Annotated in this window: 20 protein-coding genes; 6 read left to right on the forward strand and 14 right to left on the reverse strand. The window is 28.2% G+C overall.

Features of this window, described 5'->3' with window-relative positions; genetic code table 11:
- Together E6248_RS03670 and E6248_RS03675 are read left to right on the forward strand one after the other, a co-directional pair.
- A partial coding sequence (locus tag E6248_RS03670) for a DJ-1/PfpI family protein (protein WP_316339468.1) occupies positions 1-316 on the forward strand: 316 nt, incomplete at its 5' end.
- A 279-nt stretch (positions 317-595) separates the two neighbouring features.
- Positions 596-1,051, forward strand: coding sequence for a hypothetical protein (locus tag E6248_RS03675; RefSeq protein ID WP_316339469.1), 456 nt, complete (start codon positions 596-598; stop codon positions 1,049-1,051).
- A gap of 205 nt (positions 1,052-1,256) precedes the next feature.
- Here E6248_RS03675 and E6248_RS03680 read toward each other — a convergent pair whose 3' ends face one another.
- The 4 genes from E6248_RS03680 to E6248_RS03695 form a co-directional block, all read right to left on the reverse strand.
- Positions 1,257-1,670, reverse strand: a complete 414-nt coding sequence (locus E6248_RS03680; protein ID WP_316339470.1) for a hypothetical protein — start codon at positions 1,668-1,670, stop codon at positions 1,257-1,259.
- A gap of 128 nt (positions 1,671-1,798) precedes the next feature.
- Positions 1,799-2,887 (reverse strand): sensor domain-containing diguanylate cyclase, encoded by a 1,089-nt coding sequence (locus E6248_RS03685; RefSeq protein WP_316339471.1) that lies wholly within the window; start codon positions 2,885-2,887, stop codon positions 1,799-1,801.
- Between the two features lie 134 nt (positions 2,888-3,021).
- A complete protein-coding gene (locus E6248_RS03690) occupies positions 3,022-4,140 on the reverse strand; it encodes a Ger(x)C family spore germination protein (RefSeq protein WP_316339472.1) in 1,119 nt (372 codons plus the stop codon).
- Positions 4,130-5,551 (reverse strand): spore germination protein, encoded by a 1,422-nt coding sequence (locus E6248_RS03695; protein ID WP_316339473.1) that lies wholly within the window; start codon positions 5,549-5,551, stop codon positions 4,130-4,132. The genes E6248_RS03690 and E6248_RS03695 overlap by 11 nt, the downstream gene beginning before the upstream one ends.
- Before the next feature lie 208 nt (positions 5,552-5,759).
- Here E6248_RS03695 and E6248_RS03700 point away from each other — a divergent pair, with 208 nt between their 5' ends.
- From E6248_RS03700 to E6248_RS03710, 3 genes are all read left to right on the forward strand, one after another.
- Positions 5,760-6,845, forward strand: coding sequence for an endospore germination permease (locus E6248_RS03700; RefSeq protein WP_316339474.1), 1,086 nt, complete (start codon positions 5,760-5,762; stop codon positions 6,843-6,845).
- Between the two features lie 180 nt (positions 6,846-7,025).
- Positions 7,026-7,181, forward strand: a complete 156-nt coding sequence (locus tag E6248_RS03705; protein WP_136007512.1) for a zinc-ribbon domain-containing protein — start codon at positions 7,026-7,028, stop codon at positions 7,179-7,181.
- 371 nt (positions 7,182-7,552) lie between these two features.
- Positions 7,553-7,711 (forward strand): hypothetical protein, encoded by a 159-nt coding sequence (locus E6248_RS03710; RefSeq protein WP_316339475.1) that lies wholly within the window; start codon positions 7,553-7,555, stop codon positions 7,709-7,711.
- A 78-nt stretch (positions 7,712-7,789) separates the two neighbouring features.
- Here E6248_RS03710 and E6248_RS03715 read toward each other — a convergent pair whose 3' ends face one another.
- The 6 genes from E6248_RS03715 to E6248_RS03740 form a co-directional block, all read right to left on the reverse strand.
- A complete protein-coding gene (locus E6248_RS03715) occupies positions 7,790-8,620 on the reverse strand; it encodes a hypothetical protein (protein ID WP_316339476.1) in 831 nt (276 codons plus the stop codon).
- 569 nt (positions 8,621-9,189) lie between these two features.
- Positions 9,190-10,116 (reverse strand): UbiA family prenyltransferase, encoded by a 927-nt coding sequence (locus E6248_RS03720; RefSeq protein WP_316339477.1) that lies wholly within the window; start codon positions 10,114-10,116, stop codon positions 9,190-9,192.
- Positions 10,116-10,955, reverse strand: a complete 840-nt coding sequence (locus tag E6248_RS03725) for a carbohydrate ABC transporter permease (protein ID WP_316339478.1) — start codon at positions 10,953-10,955, stop codon at positions 10,116-10,118. Before E6248_RS03725 ends, E6248_RS03720 begins: the two co-directional genes overlap by 1 nt.
- The gene (locus tag E6248_RS03730; RefSeq protein WP_316339479.1) at positions 10,936-11,817 is read right to left on the reverse strand and encodes a sugar ABC transporter permease; all 882 of its coding nucleotides are present in this window, start codon (positions 11,815-11,817) and stop codon (positions 10,936-10,938) included. Before E6248_RS03730 ends, E6248_RS03725 begins: the two co-directional genes overlap by 20 nt.
- Positions 11,810-13,084: an ABC transporter substrate-binding protein gene (locus E6248_RS03735; RefSeq protein WP_316339480.1), complete on the reverse strand. Its 1,275-nt coding sequence runs from the start codon at positions 13,082-13,084 to the stop codon at positions 11,810-11,812. Before E6248_RS03735 ends, E6248_RS03730 begins: the two co-directional genes overlap by 8 nt.
- 1 nt (position 13,085) lies before the next feature.
- The gene (locus E6248_RS03740; RefSeq protein ID WP_316339481.1) at positions 13,086-14,105 is read right to left on the reverse strand and encodes an ABC transporter ATP-binding protein; all 1,020 of its coding nucleotides are present in this window, start codon (positions 14,103-14,105) and stop codon (positions 13,086-13,088) included.
- 834 nt (positions 14,106-14,939) lie between these two features.
- On the opposite strand from E6248_RS03740, the gene trpS reads away from it, so the two are divergent.
- On the forward strand, positions 14,940-15,947 hold the full coding sequence (gene trpS, locus E6248_RS03745) for a tryptophan--tRNA ligase (RefSeq protein ID WP_291666063.1): 1,008 nt from the start codon (positions 14,940-14,942) through the stop codon (positions 15,945-15,947).
- A gap of 184 nt (positions 15,948-16,131) precedes the next feature.
- Here the strand turns inward: trpS and galU are convergent, their stop codons facing one another.
- The 4 genes from galU to E6248_RS03765 form a co-directional block, all read right to left on the reverse strand.
- Positions 16,132-17,001: a UTP--glucose-1-phosphate uridylyltransferase GalU gene (galU, locus tag E6248_RS03750; RefSeq protein ID WP_316339482.1), complete on the reverse strand. Its 870-nt coding sequence runs from the start codon at positions 16,999-17,001 to the stop codon at positions 16,132-16,134.
- A 107-nt stretch (positions 17,002-17,108) separates the two neighbouring features.
- The gene (locus E6248_RS03755; RefSeq protein ID WP_316339483.1) at positions 17,109-17,999 is read right to left on the reverse strand and encodes a UDP-3-O-(3-hydroxymyristoyl)glucosamine N-acyltransferase; all 891 of its coding nucleotides are present in this window, start codon (positions 17,997-17,999) and stop codon (positions 17,109-17,111) included.
- A 37-nt stretch (positions 18,000-18,036) separates the two neighbouring features.
- Positions 18,037-19,146 (reverse strand): glycosyltransferase, encoded by a 1,110-nt coding sequence (locus E6248_RS03760; RefSeq protein ID WP_316339484.1) that lies wholly within the window; start codon positions 19,144-19,146, stop codon positions 18,037-18,039.
- Between the two features lie 95 nt (positions 19,147-19,241).
- On the reverse strand, positions 19,242-20,303 hold a 1,062-nt coding region (locus tag E6248_RS03765; protein WP_316339485.1), incomplete at its 5' end, for a glycosyltransferase.

Raw genomic sequence — 20,303 nt, forward strand, 5'->3', positions numbered from 1 at the left:
ACTTGGTGGCAATATTTCATATATCAATAATGAAGAAATGAGAACATATTTAAAAGAATTAAAGGAAAATAATATTTTAATCGCAGGTATATGTGCTGGGGTCGATTTGCTTGATGATGCAGGAATATTAAAAGGATTAAAATCAACTCATTCTACAGATGATGATATTGTCAATGATGACAATGTGATAACTGCAAGAGCGAATTCATATGTAGATTTTGCTATTGAAGTAGCAAAAGAATTGGAATTGTTTGAATGTAAAGAATATTTAAAAGAAACAATTTATTTTTGGAAGAACTTTAAAAGAGTTCAGTAAATTCCAATTTGCTTAATAGATAGTATAACTAGTTTAAACTATCAAACAGATAAAATTTAGTAATATATAATCTATGATATATTATATAGCTCAATTGCCTTTACATTGAATTATACTCAATAAATATGAATTTAAAGGTGATAACAAAATGATAACTAAAACTATAATTAGGAGTTTTTAACACTAGTTACTTGTGATAATGGTAATCCTATAAGAGTATATGTAACTTCTACATTGTGTAAATTATAATATATTATAAATAAAGGAGGTATATAAATTATGAGAGTTATATTCAAAAGTTTTAATGAACCAACTGTAACAGATGAAAATGGGAAAGAAATTATTAGTTTTGAGAAATCTAAAGCATTACCTACACGTGAATGCTATTCTGTTATTAACTCTAATAATGAAAAGATAGGAAAGATAGAAAGAATTAGAAATAATTTTGGATTGTTTGATTTACCTAGAATTGTCATCTCTGTGAATAATGATAAAATTATAATTCGAAAAGATATAAAAGAATTTAAAGATATTTACGAAATTACGGGGAATGGATTTTCAATCCTTGGTAATTTGGATGGACCACACTTTAATATTTCCGAGAGTGAAAAAGTAATAGCATCAGTTACTGTTGAAAAGGAAGAATTAGGACAAAGATATTTGGCTGATATTATTGATAAATCAACTGAAAAACAAGTTATTTGTATCTTGTTTGCGTTAAGTTGGATTATGTAAGAATAAAATCATAAAGCTCCTATTTAATAGTATAAAATTTAACAATTATTGAAATTCAGTTCATCTGAATTTTTACATGTAGTTTCCTTAAATCTACAAGATTAAATTATCTAAGGAGTCTTTACCATAGTGCATAATCCGACTTGAAATTTACATAGTCGAAGGAGCATAATCATGGTAAAGACTCCTACAGAATTTACTACAATTAAGCTGCGTAGGATTTTATGAAGTCTGGAAGTTCATCTAGACATTCACAATTTAAATTGATAAATAGATTCACATTAAACCTTTGAGAGAATTCCTTTATTTTTTTGAACAGAGTAATTGATTCAGCTATATTTTTATTTATTATATTCGATAAAGCATCAATATAAATATTTTCAACATCATAATTTTGGGATACTACACCACAGAGTAAGCCATAAAAGCTATCACAATCAACTATGTCTAATTCCTCAGTGTCAACAAACCTTATTTTTTTATTTAGTTGCATCATACGTCTTGAATCGTCATCGATATAAACCACATCACCTTTAGAATTTATTGAGCCCTCATTTGCCATCTCAATTAATTTTTTAGATTTTCCTGAACCTCTCTTTGCACAAAAAACTTGAATCATTGGAATCCACTCCTTTAATAAATTTTTTTATTCTCTTATTTTAGTATATTCTTTATTACTGAAAATATTTACAATAAATTCGGTAATAAAGCAAAAAGATAGAGATACTATTAGTTTCCCTATCTTTACTACTCTACATACATATATTTATGTGAACTTACAACTTTATTTTTTCCTGCGTCTTTTGCTTTGTATAAATATTGGTCAGCAGTCTTTATTACTGCTTCTATAGTATCACCATCATAGGGATAAAATCCTAGTCCAAAACTTGCTGTTATGCTTTTTCTTATATTACCATCTTGAATACAATTTTTACTTATGGCATCTCTAATACTATCAATTTTATTAAAGATTTCATCAACTGGACAATTACAATCTATGTATAAGATTAACTCTTCTCCACCATATCGTGCTATTATATCCTTCGGTCCTAATTTTTCTCTTATAAGCTTAGTAGTTTCTATTAAAACTTTATCTCCAAATAGATGTCCTAATGTATCATTAATCTTCTTAAAATCATCTAAGTCTATCATAACTATTGCATACTCTTTAATATTCTCTTCAGTAAACCTCTCATTGATAATCTCATAAAAAGTTCTTCTATGATATATTCCAAGTAATGAATCAGTCTTTGCAGCTTTTTCTATTTTCTTATAAAGTATAGCATTTTCTAAAGCAATTGCTATTTGATTTGCTATAGTATTTAAAAATAGCTCATGAAACTCATTTAAGAAGTTGAAATGTGTATGATCGACTACAATGTAACCTATACATTCTTCTCCAACCTTTATAGGTACACCCATCCTTGAGTGAATACATATTTTGTTTTCGTCATCTTTTGTTATTGGTATCTTAGAATTTAAAATAAAAGTTTTATGCTGATTTATATATTTAATGCATTCATCAGTTAACTTATTACTTTCATTTGTACCATTAGTAGCACTTATTACAAAAACGTCTTCTTCTTTTAAATAAACAGTAGATTGAGTAACACCAATAATCCCAATTATCATATCATTAATAATTGGTATTATATTTTTACTGCTTAAATTCGAGTTTACATAATTACTAATAAAGAGCACATTAGAAAGCATATCTAAGTTTTTTTCATACTGAACATTAATTGTACTTAATTCTTGCAGCTTACTTTCAGTAATTCTTTGATAACTTTCATACTCAGACTTTATTTGCTCATATTTTAACTTATAATCGTCCATACTCCCTCCCTATTTTCTTTCAAATAGTATGAATCGAATTATTTTTCCCTATAAATTAATATTACTTTATTTCTTACTTAATATCAATATCTTTTACCTATATTTCCTTAAAAATCCACAATTGTGAATAATTTTTAAAGACTATCCTTCACAATCCCTGTACCTTCCATAATTATATTAACATTTGCCTCTAATTCTGTTATGCTTAATGGATCTTCTATTTCTGTATTTGAATACTTTACATCTAATAATCTTTGTATTTCAAATATATCTAATCCTTCCTTTTTATAAGTATCAAATATATTTTTTAAATAGATTTCCACTTCCATTTCTTTAGCTTTTTTTATATAGCTTAAAGTTTCTTTATCCACTATAAAACTATCCTGAGCTTCTGCTACTGAAACTTTCATTTCTAAGTCTTTCACAAGTTTAATTTTATTATCTTCATATATTATATCACTTCTAGTAGAGTTAGATAGTATTTCTAGAGTTATGAAACTTCCATCTGATTGTGGATTAGAAATTTCTAATGTTCCTTTTGATACATTATCCATTAATAAATTATAACTTAAAGCATCTTTTGCTTCTAATCTATTAATTAATTTGCTATCTTTTATTACTGCTCCTCCACCAATTTGAATTTTTTTATCTAAAGCATCATCTCTTATTTCTATTGCTCCAACTATATAAGTTTTATCGTTCTCTATAGACTTGCTTAAATACTCATTAATATTTGCTCTTATTGCTCTAGGATTCCTTTTATTTCTATGTACTAACTCTTCTAAATATAAACCTAAATATTCCTCATCATTAGATGCTACCTTAAGTAAATCCTTCACTTCTCCGAAATAGACAAATATATCAGGCTTTATTTGAAACTCTTGGTTATTGTTAATTAAATCTAAATACCCTTTTAATCCATCTCTAGCTGCTTTTTCTGTAAATATATAAGCTCTATTTTGTGAGTAATTTAATTCATAACTTGAAGCTAAGTTAACATCCTTTAAAGCTTCAAGAGCAGTTTTTCCTATACCTTTATATATTATCCTTCTGCCCTTATCTGAACTTTCATTAGTACTTCTGTAGGGCTTAACACAATCTACATATACTACTGATCTTCCAAAATCATCAGTATCAAATATAATACTAGTTGCAAAAGTTACCTTATTTATATCTCTATAATTAAAACATCCTACTAAAAGGATTGGAAATAATAAGGCTGTTATTAATCTTATAAATCTTTTAGCTCTCATCTTCTTCTCCTTTTTTCACAAAATCTTTAGATATATTACTTAATGCTCCCCTTAATACCACATCTTTAAATCTATACTCGTTTGTACTTCCAACAGGGAATAAGAATTGATAGCCAACTGAATCTAATTCAGAAAGCTGAATTAAAAATATTAATGCTCCTGCTAAAAAGCCTGGTATCCCAAAGGCTGCTGAAAAACATACTAATACTATCGCCCAAAAGGATAGAGCTCCATACAGTTTAGGAATTAAAAAATATGACAATGTACTTAATGCCACTACTATTATTGTTATTCTAGATGCTATTCCTGCATTTACAGCCGCATCTCCTAATATTAAAGCTGAAACTATGCTCATTGCTCCACCTATTGGTTGTGGAAGCCTAAGTCCAGCTTCCTTTATGAATTGGAAGGCTAGCATCATAAGTATTACTTCAATAAAGGTAGGAAATGGTACTCCAGCTCTAGATACTGCAAGCCTAAACATAAATAAAGATGGAATCATAGCAAAGTGATAAGTCATTACTGCTACATAAAGTCCTGGAACTAATGCTGCTACAAAAAATGCAAACCATCGTAATATTCTATTAAAGTTTGTATAATACCTGTTTAAATAATAGTCATCTGGCATTTGAAAATTTTCTAAGAAAAAGTATGGGGCTGTTATTACAAAAGGTGTTCCATCTACTATAACTCCAACTCTTCCTTCTAAAAGCTTTGCACATACTTCATCTGGTTTTTCAGTATATCCAATCGTATCAAAAAAGCTATTTTGCTTCTTTAATGCATCTTCAATATAATTGGTATCTAAAATGAATCTTAGGTCTAAGTTCTTCACCTTATTTCTTATTTTATTAACCAATTCTACTGGAGCTATTCCATCTAAATAGCAAATTGCTACAGATGTTTGAGACTTTTCTCCAACTACAGCAGCTTCAAATTTTAAGGCTGGATTTTTAATACGCCTTCTAATTAAAGCTACATTATTTACAATTAGCTCATTAAAACCTTCTCTAGGTCCCTTTAATACAGATTCAGTTTCAGGGGTTCCTACTCCTCTTACAGGAAATCCTTTAGCTTCTACATACATTATTTCCTTATAATTCTCGAAAACAACTGCTGGATCACCTGATAAAATATGCATTATAGCATCATCAATATCTTTTGCTATTCCAGCTGCATTTATATCTAAAGCATTTTCTATTACCTCTTGCAGAGAAGTGAACTTACCACCTTTCGGTGGTAAATCTCCAAAGCCTCTTAGTGGAGAAACTACATATTCACTTATCAATTCAGCATTACATAAATCATCTATAAATATAATAGTTGCCTTACCTAATACAGTTTGAACAGGCCTATATTTTACATCAAAGGAATTCTTTAATTTTTCCTTTATATAATCTAAATTCTTCATATACATCACCTGTTTGTATTATTTGTTTGAAATCTGTTTAATATTCATTTTTTTGCTAATACTATAGGGGAATGAAAAATTTAAAATTAAGAATGAAGAATTGAGGAAGTAATTTGTTCCAAATTACTAAAAACCAAATTTTAGTAATTCAGCGCTGCTGAATTGCTTAATTAATTGCTAATTGTTAATTGAAAGAAAGGGTTTTTTTATGAACAAAATTTCTACTAAGCATTTTATATTATTTATATTAGGAACAGCTATTATATCTTGTAAAACATATTTATCTATTTTTATAGATGTTGGGGGAAGAGCTACTTGGCTTGCTTCAATCATAGCTTCTCTTATTTTTACTGGATTACTTTTGTTTATAATGAATATTTGTAAAAAAACTAACAACTTTAATATTGTAGATATTTATAAGGAATCTACACCTAAAGTTGTTAGCGGTATATTTTTAATAATATTTGTTCTGGCATTATTTTTAAATTCAATTGAAGCAGCAGCTGTAGAAGCTAATGTGCTTCATTCAACATTGTTTATTGATACCCCTATTTGGTATGCCTTAGCATTTTTTATAGTTCCTTCATTATTTGTATTTAGCAAAAAGCTACGTACACTTCTTATTTTTATAATAATAAGTGTTTCTGTTTTGGTTGTAAATGGTGTCCTATTTTTCTTGTTAACTCAAAGCTATAAGGATATTAATAACTTACTACCTATATTAGGAGATAAATCACTTTCTAACTTTATATATTCAGCTGTAATGATCTTAGGAAGTTTATCTAGCTTTATGATAGCTATGCCTTTCTTAAAATACATAGATAAAACAGAGCATCTTAGGACACATAGTTTATATGCTGGAGTAATATCATCAGCCTTTATTATTTTATCTTTTATTGGTGTTATAACTGCCTTTGGGCCATTAAGAGCTGCTAATATATTCTACCCTGAATTTGTCTTAAGTCAAAGGATTGAAGTCGCAGGATTCTTAGAATTTGGGGAATTATTCTTTATAATCCAAACTGTAGTAGGGCTGTTTGTTAAGTACGTTTTGGCAACATATAGCATATTATTAATATGTGATAAACTTATAAAGAACAAAGCTATTTTCATTGGAATTTATACTTTTCTAGTGTTTGTCCTATCTTATTTCTTAGGATTAAATAACTATATTTTGTATGAAATGCTTAAATATATTCAAAGCATAAATGTAGTAGCGTTTGTAATAATACCACTAATAACTTTTGTATTATATTACTTTAAGTTTACCCCTAAAAAGGCAAGTAAAATGTAGATTAATAGCTAATTTTTTAACACAATATTTCTTGAATAATATTTATATTGTGATATAATTAGTTTGAATATTTAAATGATTAGGAAAAATTTCGATAGGTTCTGTCCCTTAAAGTTCATAATCGCCTTAAGGAAGAAATATATCAAGTTTGTTCTTATGAATTTTAAGGAGGATTTATAAATGGAAGATAAGAAAATAATTTGTAAAGATTGCGGAAATGAATTTGTTTTCACTGTTGGAGAACAAGAATTCTACAAAGAAAAGGGATTTGATAACGATCCAGTTAGATGCCCTGACTGTAGAAGAGCTAGAAAAGCTCAAAACAATAGAAGATAATTTCTTCTTCCGAGTTAACCTTTCCTGGTTAACTCTATTTTTTTGTTTAAAAACTTAGTAAAATAGCTATCTTGTATATAAGTCTTTATAAAAGTATCTATCTTATAAATAATCAATTAGAACTTCATAGTCACTTTGCATATAGATATATTTCAATTAATGATCCATATCAATATAGTTTATAAAGTCACCACATTCATTTATTTAAACCACTAGAATTAATGGCATAGATTAATTAATTTTTATATAAATTTGTTACCACCTTATTAGTTAATAATACATAATCATCTAGCAATTCTTAAAACTTACCAAGTATTATTATCGTTAAATTGCACAAGCTATAATTAGTATGGATATAGGAGGTAATAATTTTGAGTTTTTTTAAATCAATGTTTACTATTTTTGTATTAATAGTACTTATATCATTGCTTTTCAAATATTCTTTTTGGGCAGTTAATTCTATACTAATTCTGGCAACTTTATTATTCTTAGCAGATGTTTTTTATTTTAATAAAATCATAACTAAGTAAACTTATCTTTTATTTACGATTGCATTTTTAATACTAAGGGGCTACATCACTAAGATATTCTGCCGTAGCCCCTTTATACTATTTTGTATTTTTAACTAAAGAAGTCGCATCATATAATCTTTTTATTTCGCCCTCTCTATACATCCACTCTTGGCATAGATTAAAATCTTCTTTTCTATAATCGCCATTGATTTCAAAGCTAAAGTTTTTAAAACTCTCTGCTACTTCTCTTGGAAATCCACAGCACTCCATAAAGTAATTAACCTTTTCTTCACTAGATGAGCTATTGAAAAGTTCTGCTGCTTCATTTACTGCTTTATGAAAGTTTTTAACTGCCTCTTTATTGTTATTATAAAAATCTTCATCAAAACACCACATAACTAGATTTTTATCACTATTTCTTGAATCCCAAATAACCTTACCACCATTATTAACTACTTTCGATACAAAGGGCTCAATTGCAACTAAGGCATCTATTTCTCCACTTTCTAATGCCTGAATTCTATCATAAGTATTATTAATCCAAACTATTTTAGGATTTCTTATAATATCCTTTAAATCATTTTCTAAAAATAATCTAAATAATCCACTTCTATTAACACCAACTCTTATTCCATTTAAATCCTTAGGTAAATCTTTACCACCAACTAAGTTTATAGTTCTTGTTAGATTAGAAGTGATAACTGCCTTCTTCCCCTTTTCAAGCATGTAGAAGAAAAATGTTGTATCTCCCATCATAGCATCTGATCTACCTTCTAAGAATTCAACATTTCCTTTAAAGAAAAAATCTTCATCTAAATATAAGTTCATATCTATATTATATTTTTTAAATATACCTTGCTTATCAGCTAATATTGAAGTTAAACTCAGTGGATTCTTCTTTATTAAATTTAAGTTTATCTTTACCATAATTTCCTCCCTTGTAATAAAATGCGAATATAACTGCAAAGATAAATTGACTGCTCGTAAGACAAATTGCTACAAAAATAAGTTCTAAGGCTCGTAAAAACTACTAAGCCAAGAGTTTTGGTAAAACTCGCATGCGCTCAGACAAACCAACAACTCTAAGGCCTAGTAGCTTTTACTTCACCAAGAACTTCTAATTTTTCGCCATATGCTTACTTCACCATCAATTTATCTTTGCTAGTAATTCAGCATTTAAATATTTTAGGTGATTACACTAACTTTTATTGAAATTTAGCTCATCTGAATTTCTTCTTTTAGTAGGCTAGCATCCCCAAGTTTAAATTATTTAAGACGTTTCTAACATTAATGATATGTATTAAATTGGAGATTTTATTATAATGAGAAACTACAATTCTTATTTAAGATAGCTAAGATGGCGTTAAGAATTTTTATTGTTTGAGCAAAGCGAGTTATAAAAATTTAGCCAGCTTAGATAGCTTAAATTTAGAATTGTATTCGAAATTATTTAAAAATCGGAAAGTTAATACATATCATTATGTTTTATTCGCATTTTATAACAATATTGTATATATTAAAAATTCTAGTGACATTATGAAGTGAAAGCTATATATAAGAAGCAGAGGTCTTGGTCCCCATTCTCTTCCCATTTCTTTATATACCTCTTGAATTTTATAATAATCTTTATACCATTTAACATATCCATAATAATAAAATATTACTAGTCCTGATATAAATATTATTAAGCTTATCTTTGACATTAAAAATAATATAGCCCAAGCTAATATCATAACTATAGCTTCTGGTATTATTATCTTAATTGAATTTCTAAATCCAATAACGTGAGGTAGAGTTACTCTAACTCCTTTATCTTTTTCATAGTCAGAAGTATTGTTTGTAGACATTAAGAATACTGTCATTATCATAGATATAAGTGCATATAAAATTATTTCTATGCTTACTTTACCTTGCTGTATATAAGCAGATACAAAGCTACTTATACCTCCTGCAAATATTCCTGATACTAATTCACCAATAGGATAAATTATATATGGTTTTGGTCCTAAGGAATAAGTTATTGCTGCTAAGGCACTTAATATACCTATAATTAATATGCTTATATCCTTAGTTATTAAAACCACTAAAAGTCCACTTCCTCCACCTAAGGCTAGCATAAAGCCTAAAGCTATTATTGCATCTAAAAACTTAGCGTCTCCTCTAACTAAACCTTCACTACCTAAATGTCCGGTAAAGGTATCTTCATTTTCTTCATTCTTTAAAAATGCCCTTATTTCATTTGCTATATTAGCTACTATATTTAAGCTAAAACCTGAAATAAACATTAAAATTAATGGAAGTACTTTTATATCTCTTGCTAAATATGCTCCGAAGAGTCCTCCACTTAAAGCTGGAAGTCCTGTTGCGAAGCCTGTTCTAAGTTCCATTACTGTATATATTCGTTTTAAAAAATTATTTTTCATTATCTAATACTCCCTGATGTTATTCCTTGATAAATATGCTTTTGTAAAAATACGAAAAATAAAATCATTGGTATCATACTTATAACAATTCCTGCACATATAACCTGCCACTCTGTAGATGCTGGTCCTATAAAGTTAAATAAAGTTGTTGATACAGTATTTAGACCTTCACCTGGCATATATAAAAATGGAACATAAAAATCATTATATATTGAAATTATTTTAAGCATAACTGCAGTTGCTGTTGCAGGTTTTAGTAAAGGAAAGATTACCTTTCTATATATTTGAAAATACCCTGCTCCTTCTAGCATTGCTGCTTTATCTAAATCCCTTGGAACTTTTTCTAATGCTTGCATATAAATATAAACCATTAATACATCTGCACCTAAGTATATTATTATTGGTGCAAGCCTAGTATTATATATACCTAAAGCATCAACTATCTTAAAGGTTGCAACTTGAGACATTTCCATAGGTACTATTGATACAAGCAGGTACATAAATAAAATTAATTTTTTAAATTTAAATTCAAATCTACTTATAACAAAGGCCACCATAGAACCTATAATTACACTACCTGTAGCTCCAAAGAATATTAATATAAATGTATTAATAAATCCCATAAGCATTTTACCATCTACAAAGGCCTTTATATAATTTTCAAAGTATGCAAAGCTATTTGGTGGAGTAATTCCACTTGTTCTAGTGAATTCATCATAAGTTTTAAAGGAGCCAAAAACAACAGTTATTATAGGTAAAAACACTACTATTGTCCAACCTATTAAAGTAGAATATTTTAATATTTTTGCTATTATAGATTTAATATTCATCTTCATCATTACTATATACCTTCTTTTGAATAGTTGTAGCTAATATAATTACTATTGAAATTATTACAGCCATACTAGCTGCAAGTCCTATTTTCTTTTGCTCAAAGGCAGTCTTAATAGTTTGTAATAAGAATGTGCTAGTACCATTAGATCCATTAGTCATTATCATAGGTATTTCAAAAACTGAGATAGATCCAATAATAAGTAAAATAAAGTTTATCTTAATTATTGTGTGGATATTAGGTAATATTACATATCTAACCTTTTGCATTATAGAAGCCCCTTCTATTTCTGCAGCCTTTATATATTCTCTTGGTATAGATTGAATTGCACCAAAATACATAATAAAGCTTCTACCTGTAAATCTCCAAAGGGATATGCTAGCTAATGTGTAATTAACTATTCTAGGGTCTCCAAGCCAATAATGTACAAACTCCCCAAGACCTAAGACCCCAAGTGCTGCATCAAATGTTCCTCCTGGTTCAAAAAACACTCTAAACATCATTGATATCGCAACTCCACTTATAAGAGTTGGAAAAACAAAGCTTGCCTTAAAAAAGCCTTTAAATTTAACTTTAAAAGATAACATAATAGCAAAAAACATAGCTATTATAATTTGAAGTATTCCTGATAAAAAGTAATATAAACTATTTTTAAAAACCTGAAAATAAGTAGGGTCCGTTAAAACTTTTATATAATTATCAAAACCAATAAACTCCTTAACCTTTGATATACCATTCCAAGATGTAAAACTATATATAACTATTTCAATTATAGGTAAAAATCCAAATAAGAATAATAATAAAATAGGAAAAAAAAGAAAGAGAAAAATAATTTGTCTTTCTTTTTTTATTAAGTTTACATTATTCATTTGCCTTTGCAGCAGCTTCCCACTTAGATTCTAATGAGTTTACATAGTCAATATAACTTTCATTTTGATTTGGATATAAACCTATATTAATAACCTTTTGAAGTACATCTGTTAATCTTCCTACACCTACTTCATTAGCAATTGCAGCATACTTAGTATCAATTTCTGGTGTTTCTGTTGCTGCTGTTAATACTATGTTATTCTTTTCAAACATTTCTTTTTGTTCTGCATTTAAATCTTCTTTATTTGGTGACATTCCGCCCAAATCATCTGCATATCCACTTTTAGCAGAAATAAAGAACTCTAAAAATGCCTTAGCAGTTGCTTTATTTTCACTATTTTTATTGATTCCTATTACTGATGGTGCTCCAAAAGCAATACTTGTTTGGCCATTATACTTAACTGGTAATGGAGCAATACTTATTTTACTTCCATTTGTACTAAGTTCTTGAATCATCTTTGCATCTTGAGAACCCTTCATTATCATGGCAACTTCTCCATCTGCAAGCATTTGAAGAGACTTAGCAAAGTCCCCTGTTATAGGGTCTGCTTCTGTTAATCCATTTGAAGCTAATCCATAAAATAAATCCATTATTTCACGTATTGGTTGACCTTCTTTAAATGCAGTTCCAGCTTCAAGCATTGCTGATCTATATTGCTCTCCACCATAAGAAGTTAATGTTCCACCCCAAGTTCCTAAAGTTTTGTTATAATTTGTATAGAAAGGTATAGCATCAGTATTTTCTTTTATCTTTTTGCAAGCTTCTATAAATTCTTCAGTAGAAGTTGGCATTTCTTCTACTCCAGCCTTCTTTAAAACTTCTTCATTATAAATAATTCCTAAACTATTTAAAGCAACTGGTAGTCCATATGCAACATCATTATAATCTGCTTCTGTAACATCAATATACTTTTCTTTAAGCTCATCAACTGTTCCTAATGGCTCAAAGTAATTTTCATATTCTTCAGGAGTTCCATTCATACTAAAAGGTAGGAATAAAACATCACCATAATCCTTAGTATTCATTCTAGTCATTATGTATTTATCATAATCAGCAGATGATTCCCATACTATATCTTCAACATTTGGATATAGCTTTTTAAAATCCTCTTCTATTTTTTCAAATAATTTATCAGCATCTGTTCTAGAGGTAACAACCTTAATAGTTCCTCCGATTTCTTCACTTTGCTTTTCTCCAGCCTTAGTACATCCCACCATAAGAATTGGTAACATTAATAAAGTTGCTATAATTTTTTTTGCTTTCATATCAATTACTCCTTATATTTTCTCTTGTTAATATATCAAAAATATTAGCCCTATTAAAATTAAAACTAATATTAATTTTATCCCCTATTTTTATATTATTTACTCCATAATCCTTTAAAGTAAATTTCATTTCATTATAAATAATATAAAAAATTGTTTCACTTCCAAGATACTCAATTTTTTCTACAATACCTTCAATAGATTCTTCATTAGAATTATCTACCTTTATAGTATCTTCTGATCTTAGTCCAATTATATATTTTCCTTTATCTAAATTATTAAATTCTTTAGGCTTATTAAACTTGATAGACTCACCTAAAAGAATATAATCATCATCTATAAATAAATCAAATAAATTTATTTGAGGCCTTCCAATAAAAGTAGCTACAAAAACATTACTTGGATTATTATATATTTCAAAAGGACTTCCTATTTGCTGAATTTCTCCATTATTAAGTATTACTATTTTATCAGCCATAGACAAAGCTTCAACTTGATCATGAGTAACATATATAGTTGTAGCATTTAATTCATTGTGTAAATTCCTAATTTCATTTGAAGTTGAATTTCTTAATTTAGCATCTAAATTCGATAAAGGTTCATCCATTAAAAAGCACTTAGGATTTCTAACCATAGCTCTAGCTAAAGCTATTCTTTGTCTTTGTCCACCTGATAAATTCTTAGGCTTAGACTTTAAACATTCCTCAAGCTTTAATATTTTAGCTGCCCATTTTACTTTCTCATCTATTTCCTTTTTATTAGCCTTTCTTATCTTCATTCCAAAAGCAATATTTTCATAAGCTGTTAAATGAGGATACAATGCATAGCTTTGAAAAACCATAGAAACATCTCTACTCTTAGGCTCTACGTCATTAATAACTTTATTATCTACCTTTATTTTTCCTTCAGTAATATCCTCAAATCCACAAATCAAATCTAAAAGAGTAGATTTTCCACTTCCACTAGGACCTAATATAACTATAAATTCACCCTTTTCAATATTAAAATTTATATTCTTCAAGGCATATTTATCAGCATTCTTATACTTTTTTGATAAATTATCAAACTCTATATAACTAATTTAAATCACCTCCATATAAATCAATAAATCTAAATCACTAAATCTAAATAATATAATTGCCTTAATAGTATATAACTATTTTGATTGATAAATCAATAACAATCGTAAAATTTTGCAAAGCAAAATAATGAAAAATTAAAAATGAAGAATTAAGAATTAATGAAAAAATCCTTAGGGATTTTGAATAAAAAGTGCTTAGCTTCAATTAATATTTACATTTTGCTGTGCAAAACATTCTTAATTCTTCATTATCAATTATAAATTCAAAAGATTGCTTCACAATCTATTCTCATTACTATAATAAAAAACTACAACTCTTATTTGAACATCAGAAAGGTAATACATATTATTGTATTATTATACACTCACTAAACAACAATTCTTGAAATTCAGATTGTCTGAACTTTTCCTTTAGTATATTTGATTCTACAAGATTAAATTCCTCAAGGAATCTTTAATATATTTTGAGTAAGCCGACTTGGAGCAAAGACAATTGTCAATTAACAGTTACCAATTATCAATTATTGTTGAAACTCAGCCTCGTCTGAGTTTCCTCCTTTAGTTAGCCTCATCTGCAATTTTAAATTACTCAAGGAGTTTTTAATATATTGTGTGTAAGCCGACTTGGAGTTTACGACGGAGGCCGAGCATAATATATTAAAAACACCTGCACAATTTAAAACAATTGACATGGTGATTTACCATACCTATAATTAATTATATAGTTAAACGTTATATAGTAATGGATTTGCACAAATGAAAGGAGTGCTTTAATTGGAAAATAATACAGAGAAGAAGAAGGTTATCTTTAGTGGTATTCAACCTTCTGGGCAACTAACCTTGGGAAATTATCTTGGGGCTATAAAAAATTGGGTAAAGCTACAAGATGAATTTGACTGTTATTTTTGTGTAGTTGACTTACATGCAATAACTGTAAAACAAGAGCCAAAGGATTTAAGACAAAGAACCCTTGAAGTTCTTGCAATATATATAGCTTCAGGAATAGTGCCTGAAAAAAATACATTGTTTATTCAATCACATGTTCCAGCTCATAGTGAGGCTGCTTGGTTATTAACTTGCAACACTTATATGGGTGAACTAGGAAGAATGACACAATATAAAGATAAGTCTCAAAAATATGGTGACTCTATAGGGGCAGGGCTATTTACTTATCCAGTATTAATGGCTGCTGATATCCTTTTATATAATACAGATTTAGTTCCTGTTGGTCAGGATCAAAAACAACACCTTGAGTTAGCTAGAGATGTTGCAAATAGATTTAACAATGCTTATAGTCCAACATTTAAAGTACCAGACCCATATATCCCTAAAATAGGTGCAAAGATTATGAGCTTACAAGAACCTACAAAGAAAATGTCTAAATCAGATGATAATCCAAATAGTTATATACTAATTATGGACCCACCTGAAGTAATTAGAAAGAAGGTTTCTAGAGCAGTTACAGATAGTCTTGGTATTATTAACTACACTGATGAACAACCAGGAGTTAAGAATCTTTTAGATATATTAATAGCTATTAATGGTTCTACATCTGAAGAATTAGTAGCTTACTATAAAGATAAAGGATATGCTGATTTAAAGAAGGATGTTGCTGATGCAATAGTTTCTGAATTAGAACCAGTTCAAAATAAAGTAAATGAAATTCTTAAGGACAAAAAAGCCCTTGAAGAAATTTATAAGCTAGGTGCTGAAAAAGCTAGCTATGTATCAATGAAAACATTAAGAAAAATGCAAAAGAAGATTGGATTTATTCCAAGATAGTAAAAGAGGTTGGATGAAATTATATCATCCAACCTTTTATCCCATTGCTACCATTGCTAACACTCCCCCTTCTATAAGTGGGAGTTAAGCACTGCTACGCACCTGGATTAGTTCTTCTAAGCTTCAGATAGAGTAGGGTATTCCTATTAAGAAAACTCCATCTGAAGCTAAGAATCACTTTATATTATTTATTCCAATCCTTACTATTTAAGTATTCAATAAATGGTTCTCTTAACTCTTCTTTCTTTAAAGCAAATTCTACAGTTGCTTGTAAGAATCCTAGCTTATCTCCAACATCATATCGTCTTCCTTCGAAGTTATATGCATACATTGCTTCATTTTCTATTAAAGTTTCAAGTGCATCTGTTAATTGAATTTCTCCACCCTTACCAGGCTGAGTGTTAGCTAACACATCAAAGATTTGAGGAGTAATAATATATCTACCTAATATAGCTACATCACTTGGTGCCTCTTCTACTGCTGGCTTTTCAACTAGCTTTTTAACCTTATATACTCTATCTTCAATATGGATTCCATCTACGATTCCATACTTATTTACATCTTCTTTTGCTACTGTTTGAACTCCTAATATTGAAGTTTTATATTCTTTGTAGCAATCCATTAATTGTTTTAAACATGGAACTTCCGAATCAACTACATCATCACCTAGTAGCACTGCAAAAGGTTCATTTCCTACGAAAGCCTTTGCACATAAAATAGCATGACCTAAACCTTTAGGTTCCTTTTGTCTTATATAATGAATATCAGCCATATCTGATATTCCTCTAACTAACTCTAGAAGCTCTTCTTTATGATTCTTCTCAAGTTCCATTTCAAGTTCTACAGACTTATCAAAATGATCCTCAATACATTTTTTATTTCTACCAGTAATTATTAGAATTTCCTCAATTCCTGATGCTACTGCTTCTTCAATAATATATTGAATAGTAGGCTTATCAACTATAGGAAGCATTTCCTTTGGTTGAGCTTTAGTTGCAGGTAAGAATCTTGTTCCAAGGCCTGCAGCTGGTATAATCGCTTTTCTTACTTTCATTATTATCCCTCACAATCAATTATCTTTACATAATTATCATATTTAATTTTATCATAATAAAATGTATAAAACAATTTATAATTGTTAATATTTAACTTACTAAACTCTTATCTAATTTTCTTTATAAAATCTATATACTTATCATGGCTGATAGCAAAGTTACCAGAAACCTTACTATTTTCTTTTAAACTTCTTGTAACAACGGCACCAAGACTAATACTTGAGTTGTTTTCAATCACAAGTCCATTAGATACAGTTGCTCCTATACCAAACCAACAATCATCTCCTATTATAGTTCTTCCTCCTATTGTTGTCTTAGATGTAATAAAGCATCTTTTACCTACTTTTACAGCATGAGCAATATGAACAAGATTATCCATAATACTATACTCTCCTATTATAGTATTATCCCAAGGATAAATTGCCTTATCTACACAAACAGAATATTGAATTTCAACATTTTCTTCAATTATTACTCCACCAATATGAACAACTCCAAATGTTTTATTGTTATGCCTCTTGAATTCGTAACCTTCTCCCCCAATTACAGTATTAGCTCTAATTATACAGTTATCTTTAATTGTAGTATTCTCACGAATAATTACATATTCTTCAATCACTACATTATTACCAATTTTAACATTTTTATCACTAATAATAGCAGTTTTAGAAATACTACAGTTTTCTCCTATTTCAGTTTTAAAATCTTTTCTTTTGTAATCTTTATTTTCAATTAACTTATTATGCAAAGAGAAAAAATCTATTCTTGGAACCTCTGAAATTATAACACCAATATTTTCTGGAATCTTACTTGCCATTTCCTTTGTAGTAATAACACATGAAATACTTTTGCTTAATTGAGCTAGGAATTTCTCCTCTGCAATAAATGTTAATAATTTTTCATCTGCTTCAGAAACATTTAACCCTAAAGAGGTAAAATCACCTTCTCTAAAAAGTTCAAAACTACTATTTAAATCTAAAATTTCGCTTAATAACATATAGCACCCTCCAATAATTCTCCATTTTAATAATTTCTTATTTTAATATTTTTTCATATAATTCTAATAGCTTCTTTTCTTCTCTATCCCATGAAAAATTATTAATAAAACTCTCTTTATTATCTTTTCCAATACTTTCTATCCTACTTCTATCTTCTAAAAAGTATTCAATTCCTTCTTTAATACTATTGATATCTAACGGCTCTACATACTTTCCTACATTTCCAAAAAACTTCTTCCAAAATTCAAAATCAGATAATACTAATGGTTTTTCACAAGCCATATATTCAAGTACCTTTATTGGAATACTTTCTTTATAATTTTCAGTAGGATATAAAGTGCACATTCCTAAATCTGCTGCTTTTATATATGAATAAACATCTTTTACAGGCAACGATCCAAAATACTTACAATATTTATATCCATCTAAACTCATACACTCTTCTTTTAATTCTTCACTTTCAAAAGTTCCTAAAATCCAAAGTTCTACTTTCCCAAAGAAAAGTTCTGTAACTTTTATAAGTTCTATAATTCCTCTAATCTTTGTAATAGATCCTACATAAATTATAACAAATTTATCATTATCTTCTCTTTTTATTGGCTTTGCCTCTTCTATAATGTCTCTTATAGCAAAATTTTTCACTGCAATACTATTCTTATTATTAAACTTAGCTGCCAATTCATCACTTGCTGCTATAACTGCATCAAAATTTTCACTTCTACTTTTTTCATAGAAATTAAATCCTCTAGAAATTACTTTTCTTACCCACATAGGTCCCAAATAACTTTTAGCTAAAATTTGCTTTGGAACATCTTCATGAACATCATAAATTACTTTTTTTCCTCTTTTCTTTAGTGCAACACCTAGTTTTATTAGTTCTGGATCATGAAAATGATATAAATCTGCATCTAATTCAATAGCTTTATTTAAAGCTACTTTACTCTTTTTAAAAAATCTATGTAATCTACTATTATTACTATCATCTAAAGATTTTATATTAGTTCCATATACTGTTTTATCACAATCTGAATTTATTACTAAAGAAACATCATATCCTGCTTTACTTAAACTCTGACATTCTTTTAAAAGTATTCTACTATCATTTTCTTTATGCGCTGTAGAAATATGACAAATTTTATTTTTCATTACTATCTCCTCAAAATAAATCATTAATTATCTTAAAATATTTTTATTTTTTTACTATAACATTTTACTTTTACAATATAATTTTATATTTATCACTATTCAATAATTGAATTGTAAACTTTTTCTAACTCTTGCACTATTGCTTTTCTACCAAATCTATTTTTTACATATTCAGAAATTTCATTTCTATCAAATTTAGAATTATTAATTAATATATTTTCCATAACATTACACAATTCGTTTAAATTATCTACATCAATCATATATCCTAGATTTTCATTAAAGAAATCTTCTGGTCCACCACATCTTGTTGCTATAATAGGAATACCACATGCTAATGCCTCTATATATACAACTCCAAAGGTCTCATACATGCTTGGCAATACAAAACAATCAGAATTCCCCATGACCTTCGGCAAATCCTTCCTAGAAACTTCTCCTAACAAATGAACATATTCATTTAAATTATGCTTATCTATAAGTCCCTGTATATTTGTTTTTTCTGGGCCATCTCCCCCTATATATAGTTCTATATTATTATGCTTTTCTTTAAGTTTAGTAAAAGCTTCAATAACAAGGTCAATCCTTTTATTTTTCTTTAAATATGCTACTGTTAAAAATCTAAACTTTTCTCTTTTATATTCCTTACTAACCTTAAACCCATCTGTATTCACAATATTAGGTACAACTACTATATCATTATTTGTATAATTTTTCATTGAACACTTTAGTTTATTACCTACACTTATTAACTTATCTGCATTATTATAAGCTACAGTTAAAACTTGTTTATTATAATCATTTAAAGAATTATTTAATATTATTGATGAATGTTCTGTTATAACATATGGAATAGAATATTTATCTTTTATAACTTTTGCTGCTAAACCTCCATATAATCCACAATGAACATGTATTATATCTGGTTTACCATATCTCTCAACATACTTTTCATATAAACTTAGTGTTTGCTTTACCCATAAATTTACACCAAGGAAATTTCTCATCATCAATATATTCCATCCATGTAATCTTACAGTATTTACACCATCTTCATTATTGAATGTAATTTGAAAATGATTTCTTTTTAAATTTTTATAATTAATATTAGTAATTCTTCTAGTTTCACTATAAATTACCCCTACCTTGTGTTGCCC

The sequence above is a fragment of the Clostridium sp. genome, assembly GCF_032552055.1.
GTDB lineage: Bacteria > Bacillota > Clostridia > Clostridiales > Clostridiaceae > Clostridium.

Excerpts from the sequence above, each read along its gene's own strand:
- E6248_RS03755 (WP_316339483.1), bottom strand. The coding sequence starts at position 17,999 with ATGTTATTAAGCGAAATTTTAGATTTAAATAGTAGTTTTGAACTTTTT.
- E6248_RS03705 (WP_136007512.1), top strand. The coding sequence starts at position 7,026 with ATGGAAGATAAGAAAATAATTTGTAAAGATTGCGGAAATGAATTTGTT.
- E6248_RS03735 (WP_316339480.1), bottom strand. The coding sequence starts at position 13,084 with ATGAAAGCAAAAAAAATTATAGCAACTTTATTAATGTTACCAATTCTT.
- E6248_RS03720 (WP_316339477.1), bottom strand. The coding sequence starts at position 10,116 with ATGAAAAATAATTTTTTAAAACGAATATATACAGTAATGGAACTTAGA.
- E6248_RS03725 (WP_316339478.1), bottom strand. The coding sequence starts at position 10,955 with ATGATGAAGATGAATATTAAATCTATAATAGCAAAAATATTAAAATAT.
- E6248_RS03685 (WP_316339471.1), bottom strand. The coding sequence starts at position 2,887 with ATGGACGATTATAAGTTAAAATATGAGCAAATAAAGTCTGAGTATGAA.
- E6248_RS03675 (WP_316339469.1), top strand. The coding sequence starts at position 596 with ATGAGAGTTATATTCAAAAGTTTTAATGAACCAACTGTAACAGATGAA.
- E6248_RS03700 (WP_316339474.1), top strand. The coding sequence starts at position 5,760 with ATGAACAAAATTTCTACTAAGCATTTTATATTATTTATATTAGGAACA.
- E6248_RS03730 (WP_316339479.1), bottom strand. The coding sequence starts at position 11,817 with ATGAATAATGTAAACTTAATAAAAAAAGAAAGACAAATTATTTTTCTC.
- E6248_RS03695 (WP_316339473.1), bottom strand. The coding sequence starts at position 5,551 with ATGAAGAATTTAGATTATATAAAGGAAAAATTAAAGAATTCCTTTGAT.
- E6248_RS03760 (WP_316339484.1), bottom strand. The coding sequence starts at position 19,146 with ATGAAAAATAAAATTTGTCATATTTCTACAGCGCATAAAGAAAATGAT.
- E6248_RS03715 (WP_316339476.1), bottom strand. The coding sequence starts at position 8,620 with ATGGTAAAGATAAACTTAAATTTAATAAAGAAGAATCCACTGAGTTTA.
- E6248_RS03690 (WP_316339472.1), bottom strand. The coding sequence starts at position 4,140 with ATGAGAGCTAAAAGATTTATAAGATTAATAACAGCCTTATTATTTCCA.
- galU (WP_316339482.1), bottom strand. The coding sequence starts at position 17,001 with ATGAAAGTAAGAAAAGCGATTATACCAGCTGCAGGCCTTGGAACAAGA.
- E6248_RS03680 (WP_316339470.1), bottom strand. The coding sequence starts at position 1,670 with ATGATTCAAGTTTTTTGTGCAAAGAGAGGTTCAGGAAAATCTAAAAAA.